At 54.3% G+C, this 15,272-nt stretch carries 10 protein-coding genes; 7 read left to right on the plus strand and 3 right to left on the minus strand.

Features of this window, described 5'->3' with window-relative positions:
* Window positions 1-91 precede the first annotated feature (91 nt).
* The 5 genes from rfbB (at window position 92) to DSM100238_RS06305 (ending at window position 6,000) form a co-directional block, all read left to right on the plus strand.
* Window positions 92-1,111: a dTDP-glucose 4,6-dehydratase gene (gene rfbB, locus DSM100238_RS06285; RefSeq protein ID WP_152355837.1), complete on the plus strand. Its 1,020-nt coding sequence runs from the start codon at window positions 92-94 to the stop codon at window positions 1,109-1,111.
* A 139-nt stretch (window positions 1,112-1,250) separates the two neighbouring features.
* Window positions 1,251-2,723, plus strand: coding sequence for a sugar nucleotide-binding protein (locus DSM100238_RS06290; RefSeq protein WP_152355838.1), 1,473 nt, complete (start codon window positions 1,251-1,253; stop codon window positions 2,721-2,723).
* 7 nt (window positions 2,724-2,730) lie between these two features.
* Complete coding sequence (gene rfbA, locus DSM100238_RS06295) at window positions 2,731-3,639, plus strand: glucose-1-phosphate thymidylyltransferase RfbA (protein ID WP_152355839.1); 909 nt, start codon at window positions 2,731-2,733, stop codon at window positions 3,637-3,639.
* A 228-nt stretch (window positions 3,640-3,867) separates the two neighbouring features.
* Window positions 3,868-4,698 (plus strand): ABC transporter permease, encoded by an 831-nt coding sequence (locus tag DSM100238_RS06300; RefSeq protein WP_240812386.1) that lies wholly within the window; start codon window positions 3,868-3,870, stop codon window positions 4,696-4,698.
* A gap of 21 nt (window positions 4,699-4,719) precedes the next feature.
* Window positions 4,720-6,000: an ABC transporter ATP-binding protein gene (locus DSM100238_RS06305; protein WP_152355840.1), complete on the plus strand. Its 1,281-nt coding sequence runs from the start codon at window positions 4,720-4,722 to the stop codon at window positions 5,998-6,000.
* 109 nt (window positions 6,001-6,109) lie between these two features.
* Here DSM100238_RS06305 and DSM100238_RS06310 read toward each other — a convergent pair whose 3' ends face one another.
* The 3 genes from DSM100238_RS06310 to DSM100238_RS06320 form a co-directional block, all read right to left on the minus strand.
* Window positions 6,110-7,138, minus strand: coding sequence for a glycosyltransferase family 2 protein (locus DSM100238_RS06310; RefSeq protein WP_152355841.1), 1,029 nt, complete (start codon window positions 7,136-7,138; stop codon window positions 6,110-6,112).
* A 57-nt stretch (window positions 7,139-7,195) separates the two neighbouring features.
* Window positions 7,196-10,192 carry a sulfatase-like hydrolase/transferase gene (locus DSM100238_RS06315; protein ID WP_240812387.1) on the minus strand — a complete coding sequence of 999 codons (2,997 nt, stop codon included), beginning with the start codon at window positions 10,190-10,192 and terminating at the stop codon, window positions 7,196-7,198.
* 378 nt (window positions 10,193-10,570) lie between these two features.
* Entirely contained in the window at window positions 10,571-11,029 is a 459-nt protein-coding gene (locus DSM100238_RS06320; RefSeq protein ID WP_152355842.1) for a hypothetical protein, read from the minus strand.
* Window positions 11,030-11,395: 366 nt separating this feature from the next.
* Here DSM100238_RS06320 and DSM100238_RS06325 point away from each other — a divergent pair, with 366 nt between their 5' ends.
* Window positions 11,396-12,808 carry a tyrosine-protein kinase domain-containing protein gene (locus DSM100238_RS06325; RefSeq protein WP_152355843.1) on the plus strand — a complete coding sequence of 471 codons (1,413 nt, stop codon included), beginning with the start codon at window positions 11,396-11,398 and terminating at the stop codon, window positions 12,806-12,808.
* Window positions 12,809-13,019: 211 nt separating this feature from the next.
* The gene (locus tag DSM100238_RS06330; RefSeq protein WP_152355844.1) at window positions 13,020-15,104 is read left to right on the plus strand and encodes an FIVAR domain-containing protein; all 2,085 of its coding nucleotides are present in this window, start codon (window positions 13,020-13,022) and stop codon (window positions 15,102-15,104) included.
* Window positions 15,105-15,272 lie beyond the last annotated feature (168 nt).

Consider the following 15,272-nt stretch of genomic DNA (forward strand, 5'->3'; position numbering starts at 1 on the left):
AGTTCTGAGTTCGTATTGCAGCGTGGAAGATGCCGCTATGGTGCTTGGTGTGCAAAATAACAATATGAGTACCGTGGGGTAGTATGTAAGTATGACTGAAGTGTTTGCTCCGAAGAACATCATCGTGACAGGTGGGGCTGGTTTCATTGGTTCCAATTTCGTGCATTGGGTGGTGGATCACCATCCTGAGATGCATGTGACGGTGCTGGACAAGCTGACGTATGCGGGGAACCTGGAGAACCTGGCGGGGATCCCGTCGGATCGCATGGATTTCGTGAAGGGTGATATCTGCGACGCGGAATTGCTTGACGAGATCGTGCCGGGGCATGATGCGATCGTGCATTATGCGGCGGAGTCGCATAATGATAATTCGATCGCGGATCCGGAGCCGTTCGTGCGTACGAACGTGGTGGGCACGTTCCGTCTGTTGGAGGCGGTGCGCAGGTACGGGATCCGGTATCATCACATCAGCACGGACGAGGTGTACGGGGATTTGGCGTTGGATGACCCGGCGAAGTTCACGGAGGAGACGCCGTACCATCCGTCGAGCCCGTATTCGTCGACGAAGGCCTCGTCGGACCTTCTGGTGCGCGCGTGGACGCGTACGTATGGGATCCGGGCGACGATCAGCAACTGCAGCAATAATTACGGTCCGTACCAGCATGTGGAGAAGTTCATTCCGCGGCAGATCACGAACGTGCTGACGGGCGTGCGCCCGAAGCTGTATGGCGCGGGGTTGAACGTGCGTGATTGGATCCACACGGAGGACCATTCCTCCGCGGTGTGGACGATCCTGACGAAGGGTCGAATCGGCGAGACGTATCTGATCGGCGCGAACGGCGAGCGGAACAACATCGACGTGCTCCGGTTGATCCTGCGCCTGATGGGCCAGCCGGAGGATGCGTTCGACCATGTCAAGGACCGGCCTGGCCATGACCGTCGGTATGCGATCGACGCGACGAAGCTGCGCACGGAGCTGGGTTGGGAGCCCATGCACACGGATTTCGAGTCGGGCCTGAAGGCGACGATCGATTGGTACACGCAGAACCCGCAGTGGTGGGAGAAGACCAAGGCCGCGACCGAGGAACGCTACAAGCAGCAAGGCCAGTGAGCCTGCGGGGCGGGTGTCGTGCGGTATCGTCTGGCATCCGCCTCCGTGTGGTGTCCACGGTTGGGTTGCCGTCGTGGTTGTCGGCGTGGCGGCTGCAGGAGACGTTGGATTGCAGGAAAGGTTCAGGGAAGGCGTATTCATGGATTTCGAGAAGGATTTGAAGGCCGTGCGGACGAATATCCCGGGGTTGATCGTGTTCGATCTGCCGGTGCATGGGGATAACCGCGGTTGGTTCAAGGAGAATTGGCAGCGCGCGAAGGAAGTCGCCCTCGGTCTGCCGGATTTCGGTCCGGTGCAGAACAACATCAGCTTCAACACGAAGCGTGGGGTGACGCGTGGCATTCATGCGGAGCCTTGGGACAAGTACATTTCGATCGCGACGGGCAGTGTGTTCGGCGCGTGGGTGGATTTGCGTCCGGGGGATACGTTCGGCGAGGTGTACACGTGCGTGTTGGATCCGTCGAAGGCGATTTTCGTGCCGCGTGGCGTGGGCAACAGCTTCCAGACGTTGGAGGATGGCACGGCGTACACGTATCTGGTGAACGCGCATTGGAGCCTGGAGCAGAAGAAGACGTACACGTTCGTGAATCTTGCGGATCCGACGCTCGACATCCAGTGGCCTATTCCGCTTGACCAGACCGAGCGCAGCGAGGCCGACCTGCATCATCCGATGCTCAAGGACGCCAAGCCGATGGAGCCGAAGCGCACGCTTGTCACCGGTTCGAACGGCCAGCTGGGCCGTGCCATCCGTGAATACGCGGAGACACATGGCCTGCACGGTTTCGAATACCATGACATCGACACCTTCGATTTCTCCGATCCGGCTGCCTACGGTCAATTCGATTGGGACCTGTACGGGACGATCATCAACGCCGGTGCGTTCACCGCTGTCGACAAGGCTGAGACGCCGGAAGGCCGCACCGCCGCGTGGAAGGCGAATGCCAGCGGCCCGGCGTTGCTCGCCGAGGTCGCCCGTGAGCATCACATCACGCTCGTGCATGTGAGCTCCGACTATGTGTTTGACGGCACGGTGGAGGAACATACCGAGGACGAGCCTTTCGCCCCGCTGGGCGTGTATGGCCAGAGCAAGGCGGCGGGTGACATCGCCGTGGCTCAGGCCCCGCGGCACTACATCCTGCGCTCCAGCTGGGTGATTGGTGATGGACATAATTTCGTCAAGACGATGATGGGCTTGTCGGACCGTGTGGCGGATCCGCAGCAGGCGCTCGACCATGTGACCGTGGTGGATGACCAGTATGGGCGTCTCACGTTCACGAAGGATATGGCTGCCGCCATCTTCCACCTGCTCGGTTCGCAGGCGCCCTATGGTACGTATGACCTGACCGGTGAGGGTGCCGTGCGCTCCTGGAAGGACATCGCGGCCGAGGTGTTCGACCTGACCAACGGCAACGGGGATGCGGTCATGCCGGTCTCCACGGAACAGTACTTCGAGTCCGCGAAGGGCCCGGTGGCGCCGCGCCCGGTGCATTCGGCGCTGTCGCTGGGCAAGATCGAGGCGACCGGTTTCACGCCGGTGGATTGGGAGGAATCCCTGAAGGCGTATGTGAAGGCGGAGCTCGCCGTGCGCGGCGGGTCCGTGGAAGGGCGGTGAGGAAGCCGTGAAGGGAATCATTCTGGCGGGCGGTTCGGGCACGCGCCTGTACCCGTTGACGACGGTGACGTCGAAGCAGTTGCTGCCGGTGTATGACAAGCCGATGGTGTATTACCCGTTGAGCGTGTTGATGATGGCGGGCATCCGGGATATCCTGCTGATTTCGACGCCGAAGGACCTGCCGAATTTCGAGCGTCTGCTGGGGGATGGTTCCCGGTATGGGGTGCGCCTGTCGTATAAGGTGCAGCCGAGCCCGGACGGGCTGGCGCAGGCGTTCCTGTTGGGTGAGGAGTTCATCGCGGGCGGCCCGTGCGCTTTGGTGCTGGGGGATAATATTTTCTACGGGAACGGATTGGGTCGTGTGTTGCGTGGTGCGGTGCGTGACGCCGAGGCGGGTCGGTCGAGCGTGTTCGGTTATTACGTGGATGACCCGGAACGGTACGGCGTGGTTGATTTCGACGAGTCGGGGCGGGCGGTGTCGATCGAGGAGAAGCCTGCGCACCCGAGGTCGAATTACGCGGTGACGGGCTTGTATTTCTATGATGACCGTGTGGTGGAGTATGCGAAGCGGGTGAGGCCGTCTGCGCGTGGCGAGTTGGAGATCACGGATCTGAACCGCATGTATCTGGAGGATGGCTCGCTGCGGGTGCGGACGTTGGGCCGTGGGTATGCGTGGCTGGATACGGGTACGATGGATAGTCTGTTCGAGGCGGGTGAGTTCGTGCGTACGGTGCAGCGGGCGCAGGGCCTGCCTATCGCGGTGGTCGAGGAGATCGCCTACGAGAACGGGTGGATCAGCCGGGAGGAGTTGCTCGAGTCCGCCAAGCGGTACGGGAAGAGCCCGTACGGCAGGCATTTGCAGGGCATCGCCGACGGCGACATCCGCCTCGTCGACAACAGCAAAACCCAAGACTAACCAACAGACTCAAATGCATTTGTGATAGGCCGGGAACCATTGAGTATCCTGATATGCTAGTTCGCGGTCTGTCACATTCTGCCAGGCGCTGTGATTTCACTGATGTCTGGCGTTTCGGAACTTCCTTTCTCTGTCAATACTGCCCATGCCCGAAATGACAGATAATACTGTGTATATATTCTGCATCGATGTATGTGTAACCGGAAAGTAATGCTAGGATTCCATGTGATGAAGAATACAAAGGATACTGCATCAGAGAGCAAGCGCCACTACGCAATGGTTGTGCTCAAAGAATTGGTCAAGACTGATTTCAAGCTGAGATATCAAGGCTCGTTTTTGGGCGTAGCTTGGTCGGTCTTGAAACCGCTCATGCTATTCGTCGTCATGTATTTCGTGTTCGTTCGGTTTCTTAAGTTCACTGACGGTACACCGCATTTCCCATTGGTGTTGCTACTTGGCATCCAGCTATGGAATTTCTTTACGGAAGCCACCAACATGGGCATGTCTTCTATCGTCAGCCGTGGCGATTTGATGCGGAAGATTCATTTCCCCAATGCCATCATCGTTGTGGCTGCAACTCTTAACGCCATGATTTCTTTGGGAATCAACTTGGTTGTCGTCTTGGTGTTTTGTATTGCATCCCGCGTGCAGTTTACTTGGCGTGTAGTATTGGTTCCGATCGGGATTGCAGAATTGTATATCTTCGCCCTCGGTGTAGCACTGTTGCTGGCGACCATGAATGTATATTTCCGGGACATCCAGCATATCTGGGAAGTCGTGTTGCAAGCGATGTTCTATGGAATCCCTATTATCTACCCCTTGTCAATGGCAACGAGCGTCTCTCCGGCGTTCGCCAAGTTCATCTTGATTGATCCAGTAGCGCAGACAATCCAAGATATCCGTTATTGGCTGATTGCGCCTGATACAACGCCCACGGTTTGGAATTATATCGATTCTTGGTGGATTAAGATGATTCCGCTAGCCATAGTGCTGTTCGTGTTCGTTCTTGGTGTGTATGTATTTAGGAAGAACAGTAGAAAATTCGCGGAAATAATGTAATCGAACAGAATTGGCAAAACAATGCATACTCAGGGTATTGATAAGCAGGTGAGTGAGTTGACTGAGCCAGAAGTTGCTCTTAGCGTTGAACATGTATCTAAATCCTTTAGGCTTCCCACGGAGCAAGCCACCGGATTGAAACAAGCTTTTATCAATTGGACAAAAGGCATTAAGGGCTACAAAGAGCAGAAGGTGCTGAAGGATATATCCTTTGAGGTCCACAAGGGCGATTTCTTCGGCATCGTTGGGCGCAACGGATCCGGTAAATCCACGCTCCTGAAACTCATCTCAGGGATTTATGTTCCCGATGAGGGTAACATCAGATATCAAGGCAAGCTGGTCCCGTTCATTGAGCTTGGAGTGGGCTTCAATCCCGAGCTGACAGGGCGGGAGAACGTGTATCTCAATGGCGCATTACTTGGGTTCACCAGCGAAGAGATCGACGCAATGTACGACGACATCGTAGACTTTGCAGAGCTTGGCGAGTTCATGGATCAGAAGTTGAAGAATTACTCGTCCGGTATGCAAGTCAGACTTGCTTTTTCTGTAGCTATCAAGGCTCAGGGAGACATTTTGGTTCTTGATGAAGTACTTGCTGTTGGCGATGAGGCGTTTCAACGGAAGTGTGATACATTTTTCGCCAATATCAAGAAAGATCCAACGAAGACCGTCATCCTTGTGACACATGACATGAGCGCAGTCAAGAAATATTGCAACAAGGCGATTTTGATAAAAGACGGCAACATCATCGTGTCAGGCGATAAAGATGAAGTCGCGGATAAATATTCACTCGAGAATATGCAAGTGAAGAGTAACTCACAGAACGTCGAAAATCGTAGTAAGGACGACAAAGATTCTAGAGAGTATCCTGTCGGTCTCAACGCGCGTGTTCCTGTTCTAAGAATTCACCCTGTAAGCAATCAGATAGTTACTAGTGACGATAATTTTGAATTTGATTTGGAATATGAATTCAATGAAGATATTCCGTTCTATGTCGCATTTTCGTTTGCGGATACAAAACGTGGCGGTATTTCATATGATTCGGGATCTCTGCGACTAACGCGGAAGGGGCACCATACAGTTCGTTACAGTCTGCCAATGAAGTTGTTTAACAGCACGGATTTTAAAGTAGTTGCGTCATTGCGGGAAGATGATTCAGATAATCAATATAAGACAAAGATGATTGCTTTTACCAACGAACAGAATTCATGTCTGTTTTCTGTCAAGAATGATTATCGTCTCTCAAATTATGCACTATTGAGAAAAGACTCAATTCCAATAAAGCAAGAATATGTTGATTAGTTAATTTTCATTAATGTTGGTTGCTCTGAAAGGATTTGCTCACTGATGCAGATAGAAGGGGCAGTTGCATATGTGCCATGGTCGATGGACAGGTGTGCTGTCACAAGCGTTATCGCATATTTTTAACCATGCGGTCATATACAAACTTGTCCGCCAGCCTCAAGCCGCGGGTGAGCGCACATTGCATACGCTGACATGGCGTCAACTTGGCAATGAGGACTTCTGCTCTTGTCACGTCTTCGTCTAGGGTACGCAAGTTTTGGTCACATTTTGCATCGTTGGCTGCGTGTTCTTCAGCCACGGATCCCATGAGGGTGTAGTAGCTGCGCATCGGTGTGATTCCTTGACTCAGCGCAAGTTCAAAGTTGGCTGCTCCCGCTTCGACGTTGTCGTGATAGAAGCTGAAGCTCCGCTCGGAATGCGTCACAGAGCTCCCGGACTGTAACCAGTTGTAGAGCACAGAGTCGAGATCCGCCACTAGGTTCATCCTCGAATACAGCTCTCCGGCGACCATGACGTCTTGTGCATAAACGCCCTCCGGGAACCTTAAGCCATCCCATAATTCGCGGCGATACAGACGGCACCAGTTCGCCTCGTTGAAATAGCGTGCTTCAGTTTTCTGACCTAGTGCTGTGCCAATCACTCGTAGACTCTTGCAGAATACGGTCTGGTAGGCGCGCAGCGGGCTGCGAAATACCGTGATGGTGCCGGGCTCAGAAGCTCCGACTGCAGCTTGCTGCTTCACAGTATCAAGCTCAGATACTCCGAACTGTCGCCAACGCGCTTTGCTCATATCGGCATTCGTTTGCAACAATGCATGCAAGAGATATTCGATGTTTCGTCGGTCTAGAATGTCATCATTGTCGGCGAACGCAATATAGTCGCCTTCAGCATGGTCAAGACCGGCATTTTGTGCTTTGCCGATACCCCCATTGGCTTGATGAATGACGGCTACACGCGGGTCTTTGACGGCAAAGATGTCGCACAACTTGCCTGACGTATCAGTCGAGCCATCATCCACCAGAATAATCTGCAGATTGCGGTAGCTCTGCCCGAGTATGGATTCCACGCAATACGAGAGATATCGCTTGGCGTTGTACACGGGCACAATGATGGTCACTAGCGGATTGTCTGCCATAGCATACCAGTGTACGCGTTGATGGCAGATCGGCAATGCGGTCAATGTGCAGTGAGTCTACTGGGCGACGGTCATGAAATCAGTGTTCTTCAGATACTGCTTGCCGGCTGTGAGATCATACTGGATGAGCTGGTAGTCATGAAGCAGATCTTTCTGGTCCGCAGTGAGATTCTTGGTACGGATGCGGTTACCTTCGGCATCCAGATACACCGGCTGACTGGAATCTCCAGCGGATGCGGGAACAGAAATTGCCGGGATCGCTGCATGCATTTCGGTGAGGAACGCAAGATATGGCGAGACCTTGGCATTGAGATGTTCTGCCGCCTGTGCCATGAAATAGTTGGATGAAGTGTACGCGCTTGTGGAATCATCCAGTTTCGTGGTCGCGGATGCCGATGCTGCGTTCGACCAGATGAAGTAATCGGTCTCGTGCAGTGCGATTTGATTGGCTTTGTCCTCACTCGCAGTTGAGTAGATTCCGGGAAGATGATCACCATAGAAGATTACGGTGATAGGTCTATCGATTTGGTTGAGTTGATTGAGGAAATCAACAGTTGCCTGATCGGTGTAGTTCACTCCCCTCGCATAGGTTTCGATGCTAGTGCGTTCGTCTTCAGTCATGTTCGTTGAAGTGCCGCCGTTGCCTTTGAAGGGGTTGTCTGAGTACCAGTCAAGATAAGGAAGATGATTTTGCATGGTTACCATCTGAATAAACTGATTTGTAGATGAAGCAGATGAATCGAACAAGGTATTTACTGTTGATGTATAGAAGGAAGCATCAGAATAATAAGCCCAATTATTGTCGATATGTGACAAACCATTCAATACTGGTTTCCCGTCAATTGCATAGAACTTGGAGAACCCGAACTTCTTGTAATTGCTGTCACGCAGGTACAGGGTTCGGTAATACGCGTGGAATGCGATTGAGCTGGACTTCCCGTTCGCTTCATTCCAGATTTGGTTGAATGTCGGTGTCCATTTGAGTTTCGGAACCAGCTGCTGGTAAGCGATAGACAGCGTTGAATCATAATTTGCCATATTGAGTCCAGTGAGCGCCTGATACTCGATATTTGCCGTCCCCCCTCCATACCCAGGGGAGAGCATCAAGCCAGACGTGGTCGCGGACTTGATGGCTCTGATCTGGGGCATCGGGTCTTCAGTGAACGATACGCCTGGCACACGAGTCGGATCGGAGAATGATTCGGACAAAATCATGATGACCGTGTTGTCGGTCAGGTTTGCAGTGCGCGTCTGGTTGATGGCTTCCGCTTCGCCCGCGTATTTCTTGGCGAGAGATTCCATTTTTTCTTTGCTGTACCCGTTTGGCTTGTCCATGATTTTCACGTGTGCGAGACGCAGGAAGTTCATAGCCGGGCCATTCGCTGTCGCATCACCCATAGCACTCCACAGCTGCGGGGCATCTGACAATCCAGTCGCGAAATTCTTCGCCCAAGATCCTGTAACAGACAGCCCCCATGTAAACGATACGCACAGCACGATGCTCAGCACCGCAGCCGCCCACCTGCACACCATTGCGGTGATGTTCTTGACGCTGACGAATTTCGAGGGCTTCCACGTGTACGGGATCAGCCCACGGCGCCGGTCAAGGAACTGCAACACGACGCATACCACGATCAGCCAGATGACTCCGGTGACAGCGGAATTGATGAGCACCATGTCTTTCTTCGTGGTGAATGACATGATGCTGCCGCCATTGCCGCCGGTGACGAACTGCAAATCTGCCGGAATAATCGGCTCGTTGCGCAGCTCGACTTTGATTTTATTGGCAATGGCGAATACGGTCATCAGCGTGCCGAACAGGGCGGTCGCCACCCAGAACCGGTTGATGACCAGAATGAAGGTGAGATACAGCACGCCGAGCACAATGAAGTTCAGCCATGCTTGGTAGCTATGGTGCAGCCAGATCTGGCTGACGAAACTCGTAAGCTGCCCGGCTACAGAGTTGAGCGCCTTGGTCTGGTCGTCCACAACCTGCCCCTTGGCGTACGTCGGCTCGCTGTAGACGCTCCACTGCAATCCGAGCACACTCGCCGCAGTCACCACGATGAACACGATGGTGTAGAAGGCGAAAGAGAACCGCATCCGCTTGTCCCAAATGCGGGATTTGAAAAATTTCAGTGCGGAGATGACAGCGTGCACTGCTTTCAGGGACGTGAACGCGTGCCAACCACGGGCGATTGCGGATGCGAACGCGTGCCAACCACGGGCGATTGCGCCGAACACCGTGGAGAAGAACGAAGCCACTGCCGACCAAGCCGTGGAAACCCCGTCGTGGAACGTGGCCCACGCCGTGCCAAGCCGAGCGGCAAACCCTTTCCACGGTTGTTGTGCGGGGTGTTCTGAATCATCGAGGCTTGCGGCGGCGGTTATCGATTCAGTTACTTCATCGGTTGCATTGCCGCCTGATTGTGGGGCATCAGCTTGAGCGTCTGTGGGCTCGGCATTGTTCGGTGATGTCTGTGCATGAACTGAAGCGTTGGTGACATCGACAGATCCGTCAGGCTTGAACACCGTGCCCATCGCCGGCGCTGTCGTCGTCGCGGGCTGTTCTGGCGCGGTATGCGGCATCTTTGCGCCCCGACGCCGGGACTTGCGGCTGGGATGACCGGCACCAAGGTGGATGTTTGCACTGTCGGCGTTTTCCGCGGATTCTGCGGTGTCGGTCTTGTCTGCGGTGTACTTGTCGCCAGGCTTGTTTGCTTCATCTGTTGAGTCCAGATGAGTTGCGGAAGGCTGCTGTGCGTCAATGGCAGGTTGGCCAGATGAGGATTCTTCCGCGTTGTGGTCAGCTGGGCGCTCCGCTGTGGATTCTTCCTCATTGGAGTTGGTAAGGCGCTCCGCTGTGGATTCGGCGCGAGCACCACGATACTGCTCAGACGTATGGTGCGTGTGAATCAGGCCATCATCTCCGGGGATAAACGTGTCATATCCAATGCCGTCGGTATCAAGCAAATGCGCAAACGGGGACACATTATTGATCTCACTATCAGGAAGATTAACGGCATCCTGCCCTTGTCCATGCTGCTGTTCCACGGGGATATCGTACCGGCACGGCATAGACAAGTGAATCCCTTGGCAGACAACGAGTTAACGGCTGATTGATAACTGAATGTGAACGCAATCATCGCGAAGCCGGCGGCGGCGCGAACGCGAACGTTTCACATGCCCGGTGAGCAGGCAGAAGAGATAGTACTGATGCAAAGAGAAACGAGTAAGGGCTGGTTCCCGACAAACTCAGCCGGGAACCAGCCCTTACTCACGGGAAATCCTCGCGGACGAATCGTTTCGCTGGCTTGCGGTTCGTTGACTTGCGTTTCGCTGGCTTGCGGTTCAACAAGCTTGCGAAACCGAGGAACCGGCGAAGCCGTAGGCTGCACGAGTGTGTACATGCGCTCGCCGGGAGATTGACGATTACTCCTGGGTCTGGCTCTTCTTGCGGCCGCGACGCTTCATCACGCCTGCGGTCGCATTGGCGGCATCAAACACGGCGACATGATCGTCCTGAGCAATCTGCCCGTTAATGGCTTGATAGGCGACATGATCCTCATCGACCTCGGCAAAATCGAAGAACGAGACGATGGCATCAACCACCGAAGGTTCACGTACCGTAACCGAAGAAGCCTGTGCTGTTCCCTCGTTTGATTTGTTCCTTGCTTTGCTGAATCTCACCGCGTTGCGCTCCGAAGCCTTGCATGGCTCAAGGGCAATCTGACGAGTAACCGGGTTGACGAGAATCTTCACATATTCCGGGCAGCCCATGGCGGTTACTGTCGCCTTATTGAACCGGATCAGCGTCTTGGTGACGGTCATCACGGCCTTGCCTGCGGGCTTGCGGATGGTAATCTCTTGGAATCCGTGTAATGAGGCCATACGTACTCCTTCATATTCTTGATTATTCTGCGGACGAATCCGCAGATTTTTACCCGGGCTTTATGCCTGAGCGTTCATCAATATCGTAATAAAAAGTATACCGTTGATTGAAATGCTTCCTGCAGATTTTTTCAATTATTATCGAAATACATATTTTGGAAAGAGGAATTGGGGAAGTTCCCATTGTCTGCACAGGCAAGATATTGCAAACCATGCGATAACTATGACCGAATACAAGCTTGCTGTCTACATGTTCAGCAAGAATAAGGCGGTCGTGTGAAAGAGGAAGTGGAGTGGCGGAACGAATTCTCCGGCTAGTGGTACCGTATAAGAGTTTGAGGAAATTCCACGAGAATTGGGGAAGTATTGACAATCGCTGATTTGCTCCAAGCCGTACGCAAGCATATGGTGGCTGCAATCGTTACATTTGTCGTGATTGTAGCCGCGGTCGCGGGGTATACGTTCCTGGTGCCGCCCCAGTACACGGCGACCGCGGAGCTGTTCGCAACCTACGCCTCACAAGGGGAAACGCAGAATTCCTCGGATATGAATTCCGGCGCGTCATATCTGTCGACCCAGATTAAAACCTACCCGCAGCTGGTGAAGACCGAAGCCGTGCTGCAGCCGGTCATCAAGGAACTCGGTCTTGACATGACCACGGACGAGCTCGCCGCAAAGGTCACCGCCACCAATCCGAGCAACACCTTCATGGTGGACGTTTCCGTCCAGGACGGCAACGCCGAGCAGTCCGCTCGGATCGCCAACAGTGTCGCGAAAAACCTTTCCGAACAGATTTCATCATCCCTGTACACAGATGAATCCGCCAAATCCCCTATTCAACTCAACCTCGTACAAAAAGCGCGCACACCGCAATCCCCAAGCTCGCCGAAAGTCGGGCTGTACCTCACTGCTGGTGTCGTGCTTGGCCTGATTTGCGGCATCGGCATGGCATTGCTGCTCGACATGATCAACACCCGTGTCGAAAGTTCTTCGGACGTCCGTGAGATGACCGAATCCTCTTCACTTGGTTCCATCCAGCGTTCTGACTTGCTTGACGAACCGCGGCCTGTCGTCATCTCGCAACCGAGCAGTAAAGAAGCCGAAGAATTCCGCCGGATTCGTACGAATATCTCATTCCTCGCGCCGAATGTCAAAGAACACGGTCATCTGCTCGTCTTCACTTCGACCAAGCCAGGCGAAGGCAAAACCACCATGGCGACAAATACTGCGGCTGCCATCGCGGAAATCGGCAAGAGCGTACTGCTCATTGACGCTGATTTGCGTCACCCGTCGGTGGCAAAGGAAATGGGAATCGAAGGCCATGTCGGTCTGTCGCATATCCTTTCCGCACAGGCAACCCCGCGTGATGTGGTCCAGAAGTACTGGAAGCAGAATCTTCACGTGTTGCCCGCCGGGAAGCGCCCTGCAAATGCCAGTGTCTTGCTCAACTCGGAGCTCATGACCGAAATGGTCGAGCAAGCTCTCACCCAGTACGATTACGTCATCATCGATACCGCTCCGCTGTCTGTGTCCAATGACGCAACGGTATTCGGGCGCATGGCGCACGGACTCATTCTCGTTGTTGGCCGTGGCGTTGCCGAAAAGAAAGACCTTGCGGATACCGCCGTGTCTCTCAAGGAAGCGGATGTCCCGATTCTTGGCTTTGTCCTCAACTATGCGGATAACAAGAAGCATTCTGGCAAGGACGGTAATTATTACTACTATTATTACAATGATGAATCAACCGGCAACCATCACGGAAGCAAACATAGCGGGTGATGCCAACCGGTGATGTCGTGTACGGGGGTGGTAGGAGCCGAATGGTTCCAGCCACCCCCGAACACGTTTACGCGCCACCGGGTACCCACAACCAGTCAGCGTTACTGATTGCATGCCCCGGTGGTACCGGCTGTGACTTACGATAGATGACGGTGAACGTGACGCTACGCACGACAACCACAGTGTGAAGCGAAACAACAAGGAGAAGTCGATGACAGGACAGGAGCATCAGCAATCGGATATGAATCTGCTGTTTCCGATCGCCAAGCCGACTGAGGATGCCCATACTGCTGACAATGCCACAGCAACAGCCGACCATACCGGCAATCAAGGGGGTCAGCGTGAACTTGGCGAGCAATCGGCGAATCTGTCTGAAAGCACATCGCATGCTTCGTCTTCTGCTGCTTCACAATCACCGACGGTTGCTGGCATGGACGCCCCGGGGAGTGTCGCAGCCGATGCCTCCCGGACTTCAGCTATTCAAGGAAACATGACCGGCAGTCTCCCCGCATCTGCTGAAGACGACGGGGTATTGCCCGGGGATATCGTCGACACGAATTGGGATATTCCGCTGATTACCTTCCCATCCTTTAGCAATGATGGGGAGGGAGAAGTTTCCCCGATAAGCGCAATAGCCGGTATCAGTTCAGATTCGCCACGGACCGGCAACTCCACAGGGACCGGCAACTCCACGGACGTTGCATCTGTGACATCTGCCGCAACCATTGCTGACGTCGCTTCGGGCGCCGCTGCCTCAACTCAAATCACGCCATCCAGCACAGCAATAGGAACACCACAACATCGTGCCGGCACGAAAACCGAAGCATGGCTGAACGCGGCACGGCAAGACAAAGACCAGTCGGAAACCCAGCAGTTTGGTTCAGCCATGATGCCGTCCAACGTCGGGACACAAGCTGTCTCATCCAATCCTGTGTCGGCAACTGAGATAATACAGCAGCCGCAAATATCACGACCGACAACATCCATTCCCAGCACTTCGACTGTTGCGACTGGTCCAGAATTTCAACAGAACAGCGCACAACGAATGGGTATGAAGCAAGAAAACTCTTCGTTACTTACCCCACCCGCTCCAAGTCCTGACGATATCGCGCGTGAACGCGTCGCAAACGCGGAAACCGTGACCATGACACCAGTCTCCTCCGCGGCGGTCGTTGCCGGGACCGCTGCAATCAACGCCAAGGTCACTGCACCGGGAGCCGCGAAAACCACTGCCACGCGCACCATCCACACGCCTGAAAGCGATCTCACCGGTCCGCAGGACGCAGTCGGTTCATTGCAAGAAGAACTCGTCGACAAGAGCAGTCAGCAAACATCCGTTGGATATCACCACCATGATGAAGAAGCCAGCGACTCCGAGCCATCGCGTGGAAGCAAAACACGCAGCCGCGTCATTGTGGTGATATTCCTCATCATCACCATCGTCGCCGCCGGAGTGGGCGTGTACTATCTGTCCGGCATGGTCAGGACCAATCGTAATCGCAGCAACGCATACTCGAATTGCACGAAAGCATACAGCCAAGTCAAAGAGAATGCCGAAACACTCGAAACCACGCTGAAAACCACGGCGGCGCAACAGAAAATCGGTACGGATCAGGTCGCTGATGTCATGACCGTCGAGAAGCTGAAAACTGCGGTCAGCAAGGCAAAAGCCCTGGACGAGCCTGCCGTATGCAAGACATCCATGAGCACCAGTGCGTTGAACAAGACTGCGGAAACCAATCAGGCGCTCGCCACTCAGCTGGTCAATGCGAATGCCACCGTGAAAGCCGCGGCGAACGACGTGAAAACCAGCGCAAAAACCAAGAAGACCAACGATTACAATACGGCGGTCGACACGTTGAAGACAACCACGAGCGAAGCGACAACCCTGCTGTCCAACAGTCAAGGAGTCGTCGCCGATGACAACACGAGGACGACGCTGCAATCCGCAGTGGACGCTGCCAACGCACTGCTGCAGAAGAACAAGCCTGCACTAGCTGACGTGCAAAAAGCACAGACCGACCTGCAAACAGCCTCAGACGCGGTGAACGACTCGATGGAAGCGTACAAGACCCAGCGTGCCGCTGCAGATGCTGCCGCAGCCGCCTCTGCCGCTGCCGCCGCGCAGGCGCAGAATCAGGCGCAGGGCCAGACGCAGCAGCCGACACAGAGCCAGTCGGGGCAACCGAACCCGACACAGAGCCCGACGACGCAGAGCCCGGCATCGCAACCTAGCGAGGACACACCGTCATCAGGACAGACTCCATCTGCTACAGCCACTGGTAATACAAAGTGAGGGCTGGCACGACGCCTGGCCAGCCCCAATCCGGTAATGGCACACCGCCAGATGCTCACACAGTCTGGATCTCAGACAGGAAACTGATACCGGAGATTAAGTCGCCACTGATAACCCGGGGAATACCGCAGCAAGGTCCTTCCACTGATGCATGACAACAGTCTGCCT

This window comes from Bifidobacterium apri (genome assembly GCF_009299485.1).
Lineage (GTDB): Bacteria > Actinomycetota > Actinomycetes > Actinomycetales > Bifidobacteriaceae > Bifidobacterium > Bifidobacterium apri.

Bases quoted from the DNA above. Each gene is read 5' to 3' on its own strand.
- DSM100238_RS06310 (WP_152355841.1), bottom strand. From the start codon at position 7,138: ATGGCAGACAATCCGCTAGTGACCATCATTGTGCCCGTGTACAACGCC.
- DSM100238_RS06330 (WP_152355844.1), top strand. From the start codon at position 13,020: ATGACAGGACAGGAGCATCAGCAATCGGATATGAATCTGCTGTTTCCG.
- DSM100238_RS06300 (WP_240812386.1), top strand. From the start codon at position 3,868: ATGAAGAATACAAAGGATACTGCATCAGAGAGCAAGCGCCACTACGCA.
- DSM100238_RS06305 (WP_152355840.1), top strand. From the start codon at position 4,720: ATGCATACTCAGGGTATTGATAAGCAGGTGAGTGAGTTGACTGAGCCA.
- DSM100238_RS06320 (WP_152355842.1), bottom strand. From the start codon at position 11,029: ATGGCCTCATTACACGGATTCCAAGAGATTACCATCCGCAAGCCCGCA.
- rfbB (WP_152355837.1), top strand. From the start codon at position 92: ATGACTGAAGTGTTTGCTCCGAAGAACATCATCGTGACAGGTGGGGCT.
- DSM100238_RS06290 (WP_152355838.1), top strand. From the start codon at position 1,251: ATGGATTTCGAGAAGGATTTGAAGGCCGTGCGGACGAATATCCCGGGG.